General features: G+C 39.0%; 13 protein-coding genes. 7 read left to right on the top strand and 6 right to left on the bottom strand.

Translation table 11 applies throughout. The features are described 5' to 3' along the window. Positions 1 to 166: 166 nt before the first annotated feature. From FN809_RS07105 to FN809_RS07075, 7 genes are all read left to right on the top strand, one after another. Positions 167 to 562 (top strand): response regulator, encoded by a 396-nt coding sequence (locus FN809_RS07105; protein ID WP_142532810.1) that lies wholly within the window; start codon positions 167 to 169, stop codon positions 560 to 562. A 276-nt stretch (positions 563 to 838) separates the two neighbouring features. Further along, entirely contained in the window at positions 839 to 1,282 is a 444-nt protein-coding gene (locus FN809_RS07100; RefSeq protein WP_142532809.1) for a hypothetical protein, read from the top strand. A 136-nt stretch (positions 1,283 to 1,418) separates the two neighbouring features. Beyond that, complete coding sequence (locus FN809_RS07095; RefSeq protein ID WP_142532808.1) at positions 1,419 to 2,477, top strand: hypothetical protein; 1,059 nt, start codon at positions 1,419 to 1,421, stop codon at positions 2,475 to 2,477. Between the two features lie 143 nt (positions 2,478 to 2,620). Beyond that, on the top strand, positions 2,621 to 3,781 hold the full coding sequence (locus tag FN809_RS07090; RefSeq protein ID WP_142532807.1) for an acylneuraminate cytidylyltransferase: 1,161 nt from the start codon (positions 2,621 to 2,623) through the stop codon (positions 3,779 to 3,781). Between the two features lie 61 nt (positions 3,782 to 3,842). Further along, the gene (locus FN809_RS07085) at positions 3,843 to 4,706 is read left to right on the top strand and encodes an N-acetylneuraminate synthase family protein (RefSeq protein WP_142532806.1); all 864 of its coding nucleotides are present in this window, start codon (positions 3,843 to 3,845) and stop codon (positions 4,704 to 4,706) included. 110 nt (positions 4,707 to 4,816) lie between these two features. Then, positions 4,817 to 6,007, top strand: a complete 1,191-nt coding sequence (locus tag FN809_RS07080) for a hypothetical protein (RefSeq protein WP_142532805.1) — start codon at positions 4,817 to 4,819, stop codon at positions 6,005 to 6,007. Positions 6,008 to 6,013: 6 nt separating this feature from the next. After that, positions 6,014 to 7,192, top strand: a complete 1,179-nt coding sequence (locus FN809_RS07075; RefSeq protein ID WP_142532804.1) for a hypothetical protein — start codon at positions 6,014 to 6,016, stop codon at positions 7,190 to 7,192. Here FN809_RS07075 and FN809_RS07070 read toward each other — a convergent pair. From FN809_RS07070 to FN809_RS07045, 6 genes are all read right to left on the bottom strand, one after another. Continuing rightward, positions 7,171 to 9,285 (bottom strand): glycosyl transferase family 90, encoded by a 2,115-nt coding sequence (locus FN809_RS07070; protein WP_142532803.1) that lies wholly within the window; start codon positions 9,283 to 9,285, stop codon positions 7,171 to 7,173. The two genes, FN809_RS07075 and FN809_RS07070, sit on opposite strands and share 22 nt — an antisense overlap. A gap of 76 nt (positions 9,286 to 9,361) precedes the next feature. After that, positions 9,362 to 10,369 (bottom strand): glycosyltransferase family 9 protein, encoded by a 1,008-nt coding sequence (locus FN809_RS07065; protein WP_142532802.1) that lies wholly within the window; start codon positions 10,367 to 10,369, stop codon positions 9,362 to 9,364. Between the two features lie 174 nt (positions 10,370 to 10,543). Beyond that, entirely contained in the window at positions 10,544 to 10,792 is a 249-nt protein-coding gene (locus FN809_RS07060) for a FoF1 ATP synthase subunit delta/epsilon (protein ID WP_142532801.1), read from the bottom strand. Between the two features lie 110 nt (positions 10,793 to 10,902). Continuing rightward, positions 10,903 to 12,414, bottom strand: a complete 1,512-nt coding sequence (gene atpD / locus FN809_RS07055) for a F0F1 ATP synthase subunit beta (RefSeq protein ID WP_142532800.1) — start codon at positions 12,412 to 12,414, stop codon at positions 10,903 to 10,905. A 23-nt stretch (positions 12,415 to 12,437) separates the two neighbouring features. Next, positions 12,438 to 13,412, bottom strand: a complete 975-nt coding sequence (locus FN809_RS07050; RefSeq protein ID WP_142532799.1) for a polyprenyl synthetase family protein — start codon at positions 13,410 to 13,412, stop codon at positions 12,438 to 12,440. A 5-nt stretch (positions 13,413 to 13,417) separates the two neighbouring features. Then, positions 13,418 to 15,841, bottom strand: a complete 2,424-nt coding sequence (locus FN809_RS07045) for an efflux RND transporter permease subunit (protein ID WP_142532798.1) — start codon at positions 15,839 to 15,841, stop codon at positions 13,418 to 13,420. Positions 15,842 to 15,851: the final 10 nt, after the last annotated feature.

Genomic DNA, 15,851 nt, shown 5'->3' with positions numbered 1-15,851 from the left:
GATCCTGGCAGCTAGTATTTAATCCAATTCAGAACAAGTTAGGCAGGGAAAGAGAGAAGATAAGCAATAAATTATTATTATCCGGACTTGGAACTTACAGCTGTATCTGAAATGTTTTGGAACGGATGTTGGTATTTATAATAGCGGAATTATAAATGAACGGAGGATGGAAGCGAAAGACCAATATAAAAAAATACTGCTTATAGACGATGATGAAAATTTGGTGAATACGTATAGTGCCATGTTAGAACGTAAAAATTTGGCGGATTACCTTATACCTTTTAGCGATGCCAGCGATGGATTAAGTTATATTCAATCGAAGCCAAAGGCCGACCTACCCCAATACATAGTGCTTGACCTTTATATGCCTCAAATGAATGGATTCGAGTTTTTAAAGCGTTTTCAGCAACTCAACGAAAAGCAAAGTGAAGTAGAGATTTTTGTGTGCACATCGTCCAAAAAAAAGACCGACCGCGATAAGGTAATGCAATATCCCTGTGTTAGTGCCTTCATCCAAAAACCCCTATCCATCGACTTTTTAGAACTGTTAATCAAACACTAAGTGGCTTGTAATAAACTAAGTTGTCAGTTTATAACGAAGCTATTTTGGCACAAGCCCTATACAAGTCTGCAAAAATACACAGGATGAGTAAATCCATGCACAAAATTTTACCTGTCGATTATCTTCAGTGTTTTCGAACTATAATTATAAAGTAACGGTATTTGCTACTCTAACAGTACATTATGTGTTTTATAGGCAAGATGGAGGGTTTTTGGCATTTTTTTAGACTTGATTAAAACAACAACACAATTGTTAAACTTATAAACAAAAGTAAATATGAAATCAAAACTAAGCATCATAACAATATCATTGGCTGCCCTATTAATGATGGCTGCTTTTTATGGCTGCGAAAACAAGGAAAAGAAAACCCCTTTGGAGAAAGCCAAAACCGAATTGGATAAATTAGGTGATAAACTGGATGATATTTCAGAAGACGATCCCAACTTCAAGGACAAGGTAGAAGATGCATGGGATCAATTTGAAGACTCGATGGAAGATATCAACGACGAAATAAAAAAAACGGGTGACAAGGCAGATAAAAAAATGAAAGATGCGGTGGATAATATCGAGGATCAAAGCCGAAAGCTACGCGATAAATTTGAAAATTGGGTCGATAAATCCGGCGACAGCATGGAAGAGGCCGGTGATGATATTAAAGAGGGGTACAACAAAATAAAAGGTGAAATAAAGAAAATGAAAGAGAACCTCGAAATGAAATAAAAAAGTAAAGATTTGTGTTAGTTGTGTAGTAAATATTTACGAGCGAGGCAGGTGATAATTCATCTGCCTTTTTTAATTTTGGAAGGCGAAACAGCCAATAACGGTTAATTATTGTATTTTAGCACAAATTTTATGTATGAACGTAGCCTTAATCGAGTTCAATAATTTTCACGACGAGTGTATCTATTCGCAAGTAGCGTATATAAAATCGAATACCAACAACAAGGTGTTTTTAGTATGCAACTATAGGCTAAAAGATAGAATTGATTATTGGGATTTAATTGACGATGTGCTTTTTGTTAGAAGCAAGCAATGGGGAGTTGGATATGTAAAAATTCTGAATTTTCTACGCAAGAATGCCGTTGAAAGATGCGTTTTTAATAGTGTGCATCATCCATCTGTTTTAAATCTGTTGCGGGTGGCCAGCCGCAAGCGAAAATACTTTGGTTTGATGCACGATAGAAGCAACTTTGCCTCGAAACTTACCAGGCGCTTAAATAAATATATGAGCGCTTACTTTGTGCTCAATGATTATTTGCTCCCAGGAATAGAAACATACCATCAAAGTCCCGTTCCGGTCAGTTCCTTATACACCATTTATTATCAGCAATATAAAATGCTGGATATGGAAAAAGGGGAAAACGAAATATGGGTGCTTATTCCCGGTAAAATGCAAAACTTCCGAAGAGACTACGCTACTTTGTTAAACTCCTTTGTTAAGGGAGATTTAAACCCCAATATTAAATTAATATTTTTAGGACAAAGTATATTTATGCGCGATCACGGCCAAGATATCCGCAAAGATTTTGAACAGCACGACAAAAACAATAATTGTATCTTTTGGGACGCCTTTATCGATAAGGATACGTTTCACACCTACCTTTCGATGGCCGATTATCTACTACCGCTCATTCATACCAATCATCAAACACAGATAGAATATCAAAATAAAATATCCGGAACCTTTAACCTGGCCCTGGGATACGATAAACCCATGATAATGGATGCGTTTTTCGCCCGGTTCAACGATTTTAAATCGAATGCTGTTTTTTATACAATAAAAGATGATTTGGTAACGGAACTTAATTCGCTTAAAACGCCTGATGCGGCAAAAAAAGGGGAGGGGTCAAAGTGGAGCTTTGAAAAGTTGAGTAAAAAATATTTGGATTTTGTTTTGGGTAAAATAGAAAAATGATAAATTGAGGTGGAATGCTGCGATAAAAACCAAATGGCATACTTCTCCATATTCGTATTGCCCTAATATTTTCTTATTTATAGCTAAATTCTTTCCTTTGCCGGCAAATAATTTGGTAGTACAAACCGTTAACAAATAAAAAGATGAACAACATTGCTATAATCCCATTGCGAGCTGGTTCAAAGGGAATTGTAAATAAAAACAGAACAAAAATATTAGGGCGTCCCTTATTTTGTTGGGTATTGACAGAGGCCATTCAAAGTAATTTGGATCACGTATATGTTTTTACGGATGATAAAATAATACAATCGTTTATAGAAGCCGAATATACCTGGACCAATAAAATAACGGTGGTGGAACGCAGTGCCGAGAGTGCTTCAGACACCGCTTCCACCGAGTTGGGGATGATAGAATTGGCCGAAAAATTGTCCTACGGTTTTGATCATTATTTTTTATTGCAAGCCACATCGCCGCTAACCACATACGTTGATATCAATAGGGCCATCAGCACATTAAAAACAGAGGGCGTCGATTCCGTTTTGTCGGCAGTAAAGACCCATCGCTTTATTTGGAACAGCAGAGGGAGAAGCTTAAATTATGATTACATGAATCGACCGCGCCGACAAGATTTTGAAGGTTTGATAATAGAAAATGGTGCGGTTTATGGCTGCACAAAAAAAAGCTTCCAGAAAACAAAGAATAGGCTCGGAGGTCAGGTTCAGCTAATTGAAATGGAGGAAGATACGTTGATAGAGATAGATAGTCCGGAAGATTTGATTATGGTAGAGCAATTATTAAAAAAGAGACTTTTAAAAAATAAAACGCCTGTTGCCGCCATCAAGTACCTGGTAATGGATGTCGATGGGGTGTTTACGGATGCAACCGTGGATTACACCAAAGATGGGGAGTTTTCAAAAACATTTAGCTTTGTAGATGGGATGGGATTGCAAATTCTGCGCGAAAATGGAATTGAGCCCATCATTATGACTTCGGAGAACAGTATGCTGGTAAAAAAGCGGATGGAAAAGCTGAATATTGACAGATGCTATTTGGGCGTTAAAGACAAGTATGCCCTTATAAATAATATGCTACCCCAGCTGGGCGTACGGCGTAATCAATTGGCTTATTTGGGCGACGACATCAACGATATGGCCAATATTTTGTCAGTGGGTTGGGGCTCTTGCCCAAATGATGCAACCAGGGAAGTTGCAAACATTGCCGACATTAAACTAGAGCACAGTGGCGGTAAGGGGGCCATAAGGGAATTGGTGGATTTTTTGATTCGCTTTAACAACAGAGTATAAATGATTGTTAATGTACTATTTTTTTAAGGTATATTGATATACAAAAAATAAAAATAACAGGATGAAGGAACCAAAAGTAATTGCAGAAATTGGATGTAACCACAAGGGCGACATGGACATTGCCAAGGAGTTAGTTCAAATGGCAAAAGTGTTTTGTAAGGCCGATATTGTCAAATTTCAGAAGCGGAGCAACAAGGAGTTGCTGACAGAAGAACAATACAATGCACCTCACCCAAACCCCATGCACTCATACGGACAAACTTATGGCGAGCATAGGGAGTATCTTGAATTTGATATTGAGCAACACAGGGAGTTGAAAGCATATTGCGACCAAATTGGTATTGAGTATTCCACCTCGGTTTGGGACTTGACATCCGCCAAAGAGATGGCATCTATTGAACCAAAGCTACTCAAGATTCCCTCTGCCTGTAATAATAACTTTGCTATGCTCGAGTGGTTGGCACTGAATTACAAGGGCGAAATCCATGTTTCTACAGGTATGACCACAAAGCAGGAAATCGATGAAATCGTTACTTTTTTCCAAAAATTCGATAGAAATAAGGACTTAGTAATTTATAGTTGTACTTCTGGTTATCCGGTACCGTTTGAAGATATTGCTTTATTAGAAATCAATAACCTGAAAGAAAAATACGGCCATCTTGTAAAAGAAATCGGTTTCTCTGGCCACCACTTGGGAATAGCGGTTGACATTGCCGCTTATACTTTGGGTGCCACTTATATTGAACGTCATTATACCTTGGACAGAACATGGAAAGGAACCGATCATTCCGCATCGCTCGAGCCCGATGGATTGCGCAGGTTATGCAGAGATTTAAAAGCGGTAAGCAAGGCTTTGACCTATAAGGAAAAAGATATTTTGGATATAGAAATGGCTCAGCGCGATAAGTTGAAGTACCGCAAATAACCTAACTTGGACAAACCTAAACCAAACAGGATGAGTTTGTAAATATTGGAGGCATACCTTGTTTTGGATTGCCCAGGTAAACGCTGCCCCATTCATCATATATACTTTAAATGCGTAACATATTTTTTATTCATCGTTTTCCGTTTAGCAAGGAGGCTTTTATCAGGGATGAGTTTGAATACTTTATAGACAAAGGCTATAATGTAAAGTATTTGGATATTTCCAATCTTTTAAAAAAGAAGAATATAGGCGTAAAATATCCCGAGACTTTGCAGGAGCATATTATCCCATTTGAAAGTAAAAAAGAGTTTGGGAATTTTTTAATGGATAATAAAGAAGGTTCTGTTATTGTTACGGATGTGGGTTTGCTGTCGAATAGTGCCTGGATGTATGTAGCTGTTTTTAAAGCTAAGCTACCCTATATTCTGTTTGAGCATTCTGTGTTGCCACGGATAAGGACAACAGGCAAACAAGTAAGCAAGGTTAGCCTGCTTAAAATTGGCAAACGTTTTAGGTACGAGAAAATTTATAAGAAACCTGCGGAATTATTGATGTATTGGCTGGCTAAAACAAAACTTTACCCAGCGGAGGTAATCATTACGTCAAAGCCTAAGTTAAGTTCTGAAAAACGAACCTTGAGGGGTCCTAAAACAATTATAAAATATACTGCATCACTCGATTACAATGCCGCCATGGCTGTTGGCGATGAAATAACAGTTAATGAACCCTATGCAGTTTTTGTAGATCAGTATTTTGTGCATCATCCCGATTTTAAAACAAACCATATCGTACATTTTTTCTCGGCCGAGGAGTATTATGGCGAGCTTAATAAATTCTTAAATGATTTTTCGGCGCACACCGGACTTAAAATGGTAATAGCTTCCCATCCACGACGTAGCGAGGAACAAGCAAAGGATTTTGATCCGGAATTTGAGATTTATTACAACAAAACTGCAGAACTTGTAAAGAATAGTACAATAGCGCTAATTCATTTTTCCACGGCCATAAATTATGCAGTTATATTTAAAAAGCCTTTTATGTTGTTGAATTCTTCACTTTTTAAAAATAGCAATGTCAGTGAGGAAGTGATGAGGTTTTCAAAGTATTTTAATAAGGAAGCTGTTAATATGTCTGATTATGAAAACGTGCTGAACAGCTTGGACGAAAAGATTTATGATATTGATGAATCAAAGTACAAAGCGTTTCTGGATTTGTACATCAAGCACCCAAATGCCGAAAATGAAACCTTTAAACATCAAATTGAATTTGCTTTAGCAAGGATAGATACGAAGTTGGATTGAGGAGTTATGAAAAATATTTTTTTTATCGATCGTTTTCCGTTTAACAAGGAATTTTTCATCAGGAACGAGTTTGAGTTTCTGGTTGAGAAAGGGTTTAATGTAAGGTTTTTGGATTTGACCAGATTCTTAAAAAGACAAGAAATTGAATCAAAATTACCTCCCGAGCTAGAGCAGTACGTTGTTAAATTCTCATCTAGAAAAGAGTTTCGGGATTTTATTCACCATAACCTGAACGGTTCGGTCATTATTTCGCGGGTGCCGTACATTACCAGTAGTGCCTGGATGTATTACATAATTTTTAAAAGTAAAATGCCCTATGTAATAATTGAACAAATTTCTTTCCCGTCCATCTATTCCACAAACAAATTAAAAGATCTAAGGCATAGCTATATCAAGTTTTTTAAGAAACTCAATACAAAAAAAATAATAGGCAAGCCCAAAGAGATTTATTATTTCTATGCATCGCTGTTTTACCTAAAATCAGCTCAAATGATTATCTCTTCGAGAATAAAAGGGAAGTCTATCTTTGAAAAGCTAATAGGAAAAAGTACTTCTGTAAAACATGCGTTATCTCCGGATTATAAAGTGGCCATGGAGGTTGAAAATACGGTAAAAATTGATGAGGATTACGCAGTGTTTATCGATCAGTATTTTGTTCATCATCCCGATTTCAAAACCCATCGTATCGTGTATAATTTCACGGCAGAGCAATATTATACCGAGATAAATCAATTTTTATCAGACTTTAAAAAGCGAACTGGTTTAAAAGTTATAATTGCTTCGCACCCCAGAAGACAAGATGTGCACACCGAAGATTTTAAATCGGAATTTGATTTATATTTTAATAAAACGGCAGAATTAATTCAAAAGTCAAAAGTTGTTTTGTTACATTTCTCCACTGCAATAAATTTTGCGGTTATTTTTAAAAAACCTTTTCTTTTGCTTCATTCCGATTTGTTTAATCAAAGCAATGTGTCAACCGGTATTACGATGTTTTCTACTTTTTTCGATAAAGAAACGATTAATATGAGTAATGTGGATGGGGAGTTAATTAGCAATCAATTAAACTTTGTTGATGAAGAGAAGTATAACGAATTTTTAGAGAAATTTATTAAGCACCCTAAAGCAAATGATGAAACATTTAGGGATCAAATATTATATATTTATCGTACACTGGGTAGATGACCTGTTTTCTCAAAATACTTTTCCAGCACCAAAACAGAAATTAATTTTTCCCGCTTTTTGTTTTTGAACTGACTTACATATTTATTTGCATTTATGCGTATCTCTTCCGCTTTTTCGGGATAACGGATATAAAAGTTCAGTTTTTCGTTTAAATCGGAATAATCGTCTTTGATATGTATATAATGGTAGTCGGGCTTTAGGGTGCCCTCCATAAACCAGGTTTCGTATTTAGGTGTTGGCATTACGGCTATGGAGTTTGATGACATAATCCACTTTAAATTGGTGGCTACGTCGTTACCTTCGATGGATAAGATAAACTTATACTTTAATTGTTCGTCGATGGTCAGTTTATCAGTGAGCCAAGTGCTATCAAAATCGGCTTTGTTAACATGTCCTATGTTGCACAACGGGTTTTCAAAGTGCTTCTGGAAAAAATCTATACGGTGTGGTTGGTAGGTCCAAACGTTACCACGCCATACCAGTAGGTTTTTTTTAGCGAGATATGCGTACCGGTCTTTTACAAATATAAAATGGCGTATATAATTAAGGTTCAGTAATATCGAGTTCTTATTATTACCCAATATGGGTCGGCTTTTTACTATTGAAGGATTGGCCGGAACGGTGGTTACATCTCCAAATTTGTATGCCAATTTATGATTGGGGTCAAATAAACGTGTATATCGCCAAGTGTCGAAATAGTAGGTTTTTTCCTCACCCGTAAAAACAAACTCTTTTAAAGATTTTATCGAATCATCAAAGATAATTGTGCTGTTTAATTTGTTGTAATAGTTAACGCGGGAGCTTAAATATTCGGGGCTATATAAGTTTTTACTTTTTATAATGCGATGAATACCGTTTTTATTGAACGGAGGTAAAAGCTTTAACTTTAAATAATTTTTTAAATAATAGGCAGGTTTAAAATTTTTGTGCCCAAAGGTACGTAGTTTCGATATCACTTTCTCAAACCACCGGAGTTGCATGGATATGGAGGCGGTATCCCGTTCCTTCAGTATTTCCAGCAGATATGCGTCAACAAGCTGTACAGATTTATCCAGACTAAATTTTTCTAATACAGTTTCCTTGGCCTGAGCGGCTATTTGTTGGGTAATTTGTGGGTTGTTGAGTACAAATTTTATTTTTTCGTATATGGCGTTGGCATCTTTGGTAGGGATAAAGAATCCGGTTTTCGATTCTTCAACAAGCTCTGCCGCACCATTTACCGGGGTTGTAACTACCGGTACCATTTCCAGCATCGACTCTAAAAGTACATTGGGCATTCCCTCGTATAAGGAGGGTAATACAAAAACATCAGCACCTTTAAACAAGCTATGGATATCTTCGACAAAACCGAGCAGGAATACATGGTTTTTTAGTTCGTTGTCGGCTATTAGTTTGCTCAGGTATTTAAATTGCTTACCGGTTCCGGCGATAAAGAATTTGAAGTCCTCGTTTTTTTCTTTGGCAATTTTTGCAGCCTTTACCAGGTATCCAAAGCCCTTTTGTTTATCCAAGCGACCAGCACTTAATATCACTTTAGTTTGAGGAGTTAACTCGCATATGCTGGCGTAGTTGAACGGTTTTAGGCAAGGTTGCGTTTCCGCTATGCCGTTGTATATCACCTTAACAAAGGTATCGTCCCACCAATTATAGCTGTCGTATATTTTTTTAAGCGAAAGGGAGTTGGTTAAAATACCATGTGAAAAATTTTTAAAAGTAAATTTATATTTCCATTTTTTGGTGATGAGCTGTACGCCCTGACGGCCAATTACCCTGGGCTTGTGTTTGGATAACATGGCGGCAAAACCCGCCACACGTACATCGCGGTTCAGGCTGGCCACGATTACCGATACGCGGTGTTTATTGATGTATTGGGTGAGCTGCAAGGAACTAAACAGGCTAAAGTCGTTGCAATAGTTTATTCTGGTTGTGTCGATACCTTTTTCCTGTGCAGCTTTTATTAACACAGCGTTTCGTCTGCCTCCCACAATTACCTTATGACCAAGTTGCTGTAAACCATGTGCGGTATTAACAATCCATTTTTCGCCACCGCCCCATTTGTTTTTGCCAATGGAGTTAATAAATAATATGGTCATATAATTTGCCTTGTTTTGCTGAAATGCAAAAATAGCATTATTGCGGTAATTTAGTGAAGTATGTTTACTAAATTGTTTATTTCGGAAAGCTCCTTTTTACTTCTGCTGCAATCTGTTCCGGAGTAATATCTACCAGGCATTTTTTAATTTCTTTTAATTTGCATTTGGTGTTGCCATGTTTGCTGCATGGCTGGCAGGGCAATCCTAAATTAAAAACCTTCATTTTTTCGCCCGTAGGAAAACCAAATGCCGTAGGTCCCATGATAGCACATCCCGGCAGGTCGAAGAGGTCGGCGGCATGTAAAAAACCCGTATCGCCGCTTATCACGTATTTTGATAGCGAAGTAACACAAAAGCTCTCTAACAGCGAAGTTTTGCCCGCCAGGTTAAGTACCCTGTCGGGTGCGCTGTCGGCAATGTCCTGGCAAAAGTGATCATCGGGTCCCGCCAGTATGGTAAAATGGAAATCGGGCAGAAGGGCGATCAGTTTTTTCCAATACGCAACAGGCCACCTTTTGAGTTCCCAGGCAGCCGATGGCACCAGGGTAATGGACTTGCTTGATTGCCCTTTAAGCAGATCCTGGCACTTCTCCTCTGTTTTTTCAGGAAACACCCAGTTGTTGTGTGGCGTATAAAAATTGGTAATGTCCCATTTGTTGAGGGGTTTTCGGAACGATTCGAATGCCCGGAAAGGATTGGGTAGCAGATTTATCTGAAAGTTGAAAAGCAGCATACGCTTTAGTCTCTCTTTACGGCGTGTGATGAGTTGGCTGCCTATGCCAAAGGGGCAAATAATGGTTTTAAGTACGTTGGATCGTATGTTGCTGTGTGCATCGTAAACGCGGGTATAACCTTCTTTTTTTAAGGCCAGGGCCAGTTTTATGAGCCCGCCCATGCCGTCTTCGCGGTCGAACTCGATAAGGCGGTCAATCCGGGGATCTATTCTTAGTAGTGAAGCCAAATCTTTACGCACTATCCAGTGCACTTCGCAATCCGCATAATGGTTTTTAAAACCGGCAGTTACCGACATACACTGAATAATATCGCCGATGGAGCTTAGCCTGATGATTAATATTTTTTCCAAAAATTCGCTTGTTTAGTATTCCGATCAAAATAATTGTACGTCGAAGTCATTTTTTGTTTATGCTCCCCGTTCACCGCTATGAATTTTTCCAAACTTTACGCTCTCCGCTTTTTTATGCTCCTTGACCCTATCAGCAAGCACTCAGCACCACGCACCCAGCTCCACGCTCCACGCTTACTCCCTGCCCATTAAAACGGTAGCACTGTTGTTATTACACTCAAAAACACCCTCGCTACATTCAAAAAAACTTTCTTTACCATCTTTACCTATCACCCTAACTTTTCCTTTTGTTAAGATAGATACAATGGGGGCATGACCTTTTAATACCGTAAAGCTTCCATCTACTCCCGGCAACTGTATAAAACCCACATCGGCCGAGTATAATGTTTTTTCGGGTGTTATTATTTTTAAGTGTAAGTCCATAAAAATAGTTTATTTCTATTTATTTCCTTTTCTTTTCGCTCTCTGCTCTTCCTTTCCACTCTCCGTACTCTGTTGTCTTCGTTCTCTGCTGTACCCCTTCTACTATAGGCCTACTTCTTGACACTGGCCAGTAATTTCTCCCCTTTTTCAATAGCCTGTTCAATGGTACCTACCAGGTTAAAAGCTGCTTCGGGATATTGATCTACCTCGCCATCAATAATCATGTTAAAGCCTTTGATGGTATCCTCTATGCTAACAATTACCCCTTTTAATCCGGTAAACTGCTCGGCTACGTGGAAAGGTTGCGACAGGAAGCGCTGCACACGACGTGCCCGGTGCACCACCAGCTTATCTTCCTCCGACAGTTCTTCCATGCCCAGAATAGCAATAATATCTTGAAGTTCGGTATATCGCTGTAGAATTTCCTTTACACGTTGTGCTGTTTGGTAATGCTCATCTCCAACTATATCGGGGGATAATATTCTGGATGTTGAATCCAGCGGATCCACAGCCGGATAGATACCTTGCTCGGCAATTTTACGGCTAAGTACAGTAGTGGCATCTAAGTGCGAAAATGTGGTGGCCGGTGCAGGGTCTGTAAGGTCATCAGCTGGTACATAAACGGCCTGTACTGATGTAATGGAACCATTTTTTGTTGAGGTGATTCGCTCTTGCAATTCACCCATTTCGGAAGAAAGTGTTGGCTGGTAGCCTACCGCAGAGGGCATCCGTCCCAAAAGTGCCGACACCTCGGAACCGGCCTGTGTAAACCGGAATATATTATCTACAAACAAAAGAATGTCGCGACCGGTTCCGGTTCCATCACCGTCCCTAAAGCTTTCGGCAATACTTAATCCTGAGAGGGCCACACGCGCACGTGCCCCGGGAGGCTCGTTCATTTGGCCAAAAACCATGGTCAATTGCGACTTGTCCAGGGCTTTTTTATCAACCTTTGAAAGATCCCAGCTGCCTTCTTCCATGCTCTTTTTAAACTCCTCGCCATAATCCACGATACCCGCTTCAATCATTTCGCGCAACAAATCGTTTCCTTCACGGGTTCGCTCACCTACGCCGGCAAATACGGATAAGCCGTCGTATCCCATGGCAATGTTGTTTATTAGTTCCTGTATGAGCACTGTTTTACCCACGCCGGCACCACCAAACAAACCAATTTTACCGCCTTTGGCATACGGCTCAATCAAGTCGATTACCTTTATACCGGTAAAAAGGATTTCAGTATCGGTAGAAAGATCTTCGAATTTGGGCGGATCGCGATGAATGGGGGTGCCTTTATCTTTTACAATTTCGCCTATACCGTCAATGGCTTTTCCGGTAACATTAAGCAGCCTTCCTTTAACCAGGTTGGCCGGTGGCATTATAATGGGTTGCCCGGTAGGCACAACGGTCATGCCACGCATTAAACCGTCTGTAGCGTCCATCGAAATACAACGAATGGTGTGCTCACCGATATGTTGCTGACACTCTATGGTAATTTTTTCCCCATTGTCCCGGGTGATCTCTAATGCGTCTAAAATATTGGGAAGTTCCTGTTGGTTCAGTTCAAAGCTAACATCTATAACAGGACCCACTACTTGAATTATTTTACCTTCTATTTGTGCCATATGGTATTTTTATTTTATGATTGCTACTTAATTCGTTGCATTAATTGACTTGCATAATCCATTAATTCGTTTTTAACCACCTGCTGACCATCAACTTTGGTCAAACAACTTATGGCAGTATCGTAATAGGCTTGCATTTTAATTTTTGATTCGGTATCGACAGATAGTTTTTGGTAAATTTTTTTCACCGCTGTTATTTTCTGCTCACAATCGAAATGTTTTACGGTAACCCATTTGTTTAGGTTACTTTTTTCTTGGTTTTCGGCTTTTCGTAAAGCAGTGAGTAGTAAAAAAGTTTTTTTGTTGGCTATGATGTCACCCCCTATTTTTTTTCCGAAAGTCTGTTGATTACCAAAACTGTCCAAATAATCATCCTGCAATTGAAAAGCCATGCCAATGTTTATACCGAATTGATAAATAAGTTCGGCATCTTGGTGGGGTGCATTGGCCAAAATGGCACCTAACTTTAAACTGCCGGCTAACAAAAGGGCGGTTTTAAGGCGTATCATTTCCAGGTATTCATCAACGCTTACATCGCTACGTGTTTCGAATTCCATATCGTATTGTTGCCCTTCGCAAACCCCCAGCGCCACGCTGTTAAAAAGTGCAATGGCCTGAGGCAGTTTTTTTTCATCACAGCGGCAAATAAACTGATGGGCTTTTATCATCATAGCGTCGCCCGATAGGATGGCGGCATTGGCATTCCATTTTTCATGCACCGTGGGCTTATTCCTGCGCACTTGAGCATTGTCCATAATGTCATCGTGCAAAAGGGTAAAGTTATGAAATATCTCTAATCCCAAAGCCGGGTATAACACCGTTGTAATATCTTTACCAAACAATTGTGCGGCCATCAAACACAGCACAGGTCTAATCCGTTTACCGCCCTGGGCCAAAGTATAGGCAATGGGGGCATAGAGCTGTTTTGGTTCACCATTAAAATTGATGCTGTTTAACTCGCTGTTTACCAGCTCTTGAATGTGTTTAATGTTGTGCATAAATATTATTCTTCGGTTTGTGAGTTAGGGCTTATTCGTTTTGTTTCGCTGTTTTTTATTCTTAAGTCCGCAATCTCTATGTCCTCGTCTTCGTTGTATATTTGTAATAACGGTTCTTTAAACGATTTGTTGGTAATAATTTTTTCTAAGGATAACAACAAGGAGGGCAACAGTATTAAATTGGATAGTAGCGCGATGAGTAAAGTTACCGCCACCAGAATGCCCAAAGCTACCGTACCGCCAAAGCTTGAAAAACCAAAAATACCAAAACCAAAAAACAAGATAATGGACGTGTATATCATGCTCACACCGGTTTCTTTGAGCGCCAGTACTGTGGCAGCTTTTATACTCCAGTTGGTTTCGCTTAGCTCCTGGCGGTATTTGGCCAGGTAATGTATTGTATCATCAACGGAAATTCCGAAGGCAATACTAAATACCAGTATGGTGGATGGTTTAATGGGAATACCAAAATATCCCATAAGGGCGGCAGTAGAGATAAGCGGTATTACGTTAGGTATCAGCGAAACCAGCACCATCCGTTTCGACGAAAACATCCAGGCCATAAAAGAGGCAATCAGTAGAATGGCTAAAAACAGGCTGGTGAAGAGATTACGTATAAGGTATTTTGTGCCTTTAAAAAACAATACGCTGGCACCTGTAACGGTAGTTTGATATTTGTCCTCAGGAAATATTTCGTTTATATTTTCTTGTACCGTTGTATTGAGGTCGGTCATTTTAGTGGTACCTATATCTTTTATCCTAAAACTCATTCTGGTTTTTTGCTTGAGCGAATCCAAAAATGAGTTGATGACACTCGACTGTTGTCCGCTCCCCTTTGATACATACGAAAGCAAAAAATTACGTTCCTGCTTGCTGGGGATACTATAATACTTTGGGTTGCCATTATAAAACGCCTGGCGTGCAAACTTAACCACTTCGGATAAGGCGATAGCACCGGAGATATCAGGATGCGCGGACAGCTTTTGATGCAATTGATCCAACTTTTTTAAATTGGAAGTTCTTAATGCCGTATTGGCTTTTTTGCTATCTATCATTATCTCCAACGGCATCAGGCCGTCAAAGTTATCTTCAAAAAACACTAAATCTAAGTACAGCGGATCGTGATGCGGAATATCGTCGAGCATGTAACCCGTTGTTTTTATATTCGCTATGCCAATGGCGCCCAGTATCAGTACCAGTCCTGTGGTTATGTAAACCGAACGTCTGTGATTAAGGGTTATGTGTACCAGCTTATCTACCATCTTGTTTACCGTTTTGTTATTCAAGTGGTTTAGATGCCGATCCTGAGGTACGGATAAAAAACTGAAAATAATGGGGATAAGCAATATGGATAAAATAAAAACACCGATAATGTTGATAGCGGCTATAATGCCAAACTCTACCAAAATACGGCTGCTGGTAAATATAAAAGTGGCAAATCCACTGGCTGTTGTAAGGTTAGTTAAAAAGGTGGCATTACCAATTTTACATATTACGCGTTGCAGGGCTTTTATTTTGTTACCGTGTTGTTTAAATTCCTGATGGTATTTATTGAGCAGAAAAACGGAGTTGGGAATACCTATTACAATAATAAGAGGCGGTATCATGCCAGTTAATATGGTAATTTTAAAACCCAAAAGCGCTTGCGTACCCACTACCCAAATAACTGCCATGCCCACTACCAGCATCGAAAACATGACCACTTTAAAGGATCGGAAAAACAGAAACATAATAACAGCGGTTATGCCTAATGCTAAAAAAATAAACATGTTCAGTTCTTTTTTTATCATCTCGGCAGTGGTTACCCTAATATAGGGCAAGCCCGAATAATGCAGGTCTATTTTCGTGTTGCGGGTGTAATTTTCGCCGGCTTTTACTATTTCATTTATCAGCGCCACTCTTTCCGGACTTTGCAGTATTTCAGGTTCCAGCGTAATGGCCATCAAGTAGGCATCCTTATTTTTATTGTAAATGTTTCCTTTGTAAAAAGGTAGTTCGTAAAATCTGTTTTTGATGGAGTCCAGTTCGTGTTGAGCGTTGATCTCCTCATTGAACAAGGGTTTGAGATCAAACTGTTTAAGTTCCGTATTTTTTACAAGATCAAAAGATTCTGATACCGAAAAAACCGAGCTCACCCCTTCTATTGAATTTACATCAGCCCTTAGTTGATTCCAGTATTTAAAGTGTTCCAGTTGAAAGAAGTTTTTGTCTTTTACCCCTATCACCATTAAGTTGCCCTCGTTGCTAAAAACCTTTTCAAAGGCTTCATATTCTAAATAAGTAGGGTCGTCTTCGGGTAGCAATGGAGCATACTGGTACGACATTTCAACACCTGTGCCTTTGTAAGCAAAAAAGGCAGTAATAATAAATAAGATACTTAAAAACAGTATTCTGTTTTTTAATATAGTGCGTGCAATAAAAATCCACATATTGTGTTAC

It is taken from the genome of Saccharicrinis carchari, from assembly GCF_900182605.1.
GTDB lineage: Bacteria > Bacteroidota > Bacteroidia > Bacteroidales > Marinilabiliaceae > Saccharicrinis > Saccharicrinis carchari.
Note: the sequence above shows the minus strand (reverse complement) of the source record. Positions and strands in the feature narration are given on the sequence as shown.

What these genes read in the sequence shown, in the direction of transcription:
- FN809_RS07100 (WP_142532809.1), top strand. Translation starts at nt 839, where the DNA reads ATGAAATCAAAACTAAGCATCATAACAATATCATTGGCTGCCCTATTA.
- FN809_RS07105 (WP_142532810.1), top strand. Translation starts at nt 167, where the DNA reads ATGGAAGCGAAAGACCAATATAAAAAAATACTGCTTATAGACGATGAT.
- FN809_RS07075 (WP_142532804.1), top strand. Translation starts at nt 6,014, where the DNA reads ATGAAAAATATTTTTTTTATCGATCGTTTTCCGTTTAACAAGGAATTT.
- FN809_RS07085 (WP_142532806.1), top strand. Translation starts at nt 3,843, where the DNA reads ATGAAGGAACCAAAAGTAATTGCAGAAATTGGATGTAACCACAAGGGC.
- FN809_RS07095 (WP_142532808.1), top strand. Translation starts at nt 1,419, where the DNA reads ATGAACGTAGCCTTAATCGAGTTCAATAATTTTCACGACGAGTGTATC.
- FN809_RS07080 (WP_142532805.1), top strand. Translation starts at nt 4,817, where the DNA reads ATGCGTAACATATTTTTTATTCATCGTTTTCCGTTTAGCAAGGAGGCT.
- FN809_RS07050 (WP_142532799.1), bottom strand. Translation starts at nt 13,412, where the DNA reads ATGCACAACATTAAACACATTCAAGAGCTGGTAAACAGCGAGTTAAAC.
- FN809_RS07045 (WP_142532798.1), bottom strand. Translation starts at nt 15,841, where the DNA reads ATGTGGATTTTTATTGCACGCACTATATTAAAAAACAGAATACTGTTT.
- FN809_RS07070 (WP_142532803.1), bottom strand. Translation starts at nt 9,285, where the DNA reads ATGACCATATTATTTATTAACTCCATTGGCAAAAACAAATGGGGCGGT.
- FN809_RS07060 (WP_142532801.1), bottom strand. Translation starts at nt 10,792, where the DNA reads ATGGACTTACACTTAAAAATAATAACACCCGAAAAAACATTATACTCG.
- FN809_RS07090 (WP_142532807.1), top strand. Translation starts at nt 2,621, where the DNA reads ATGAACAACATTGCTATAATCCCATTGCGAGCTGGTTCAAAGGGAATT.
- atpD (WP_142532800.1), bottom strand. Translation starts at nt 12,414, where the DNA reads ATGGCACAAATAGAAGGTAAAATAATTCAAGTAGTGGGTCCTGTTATA.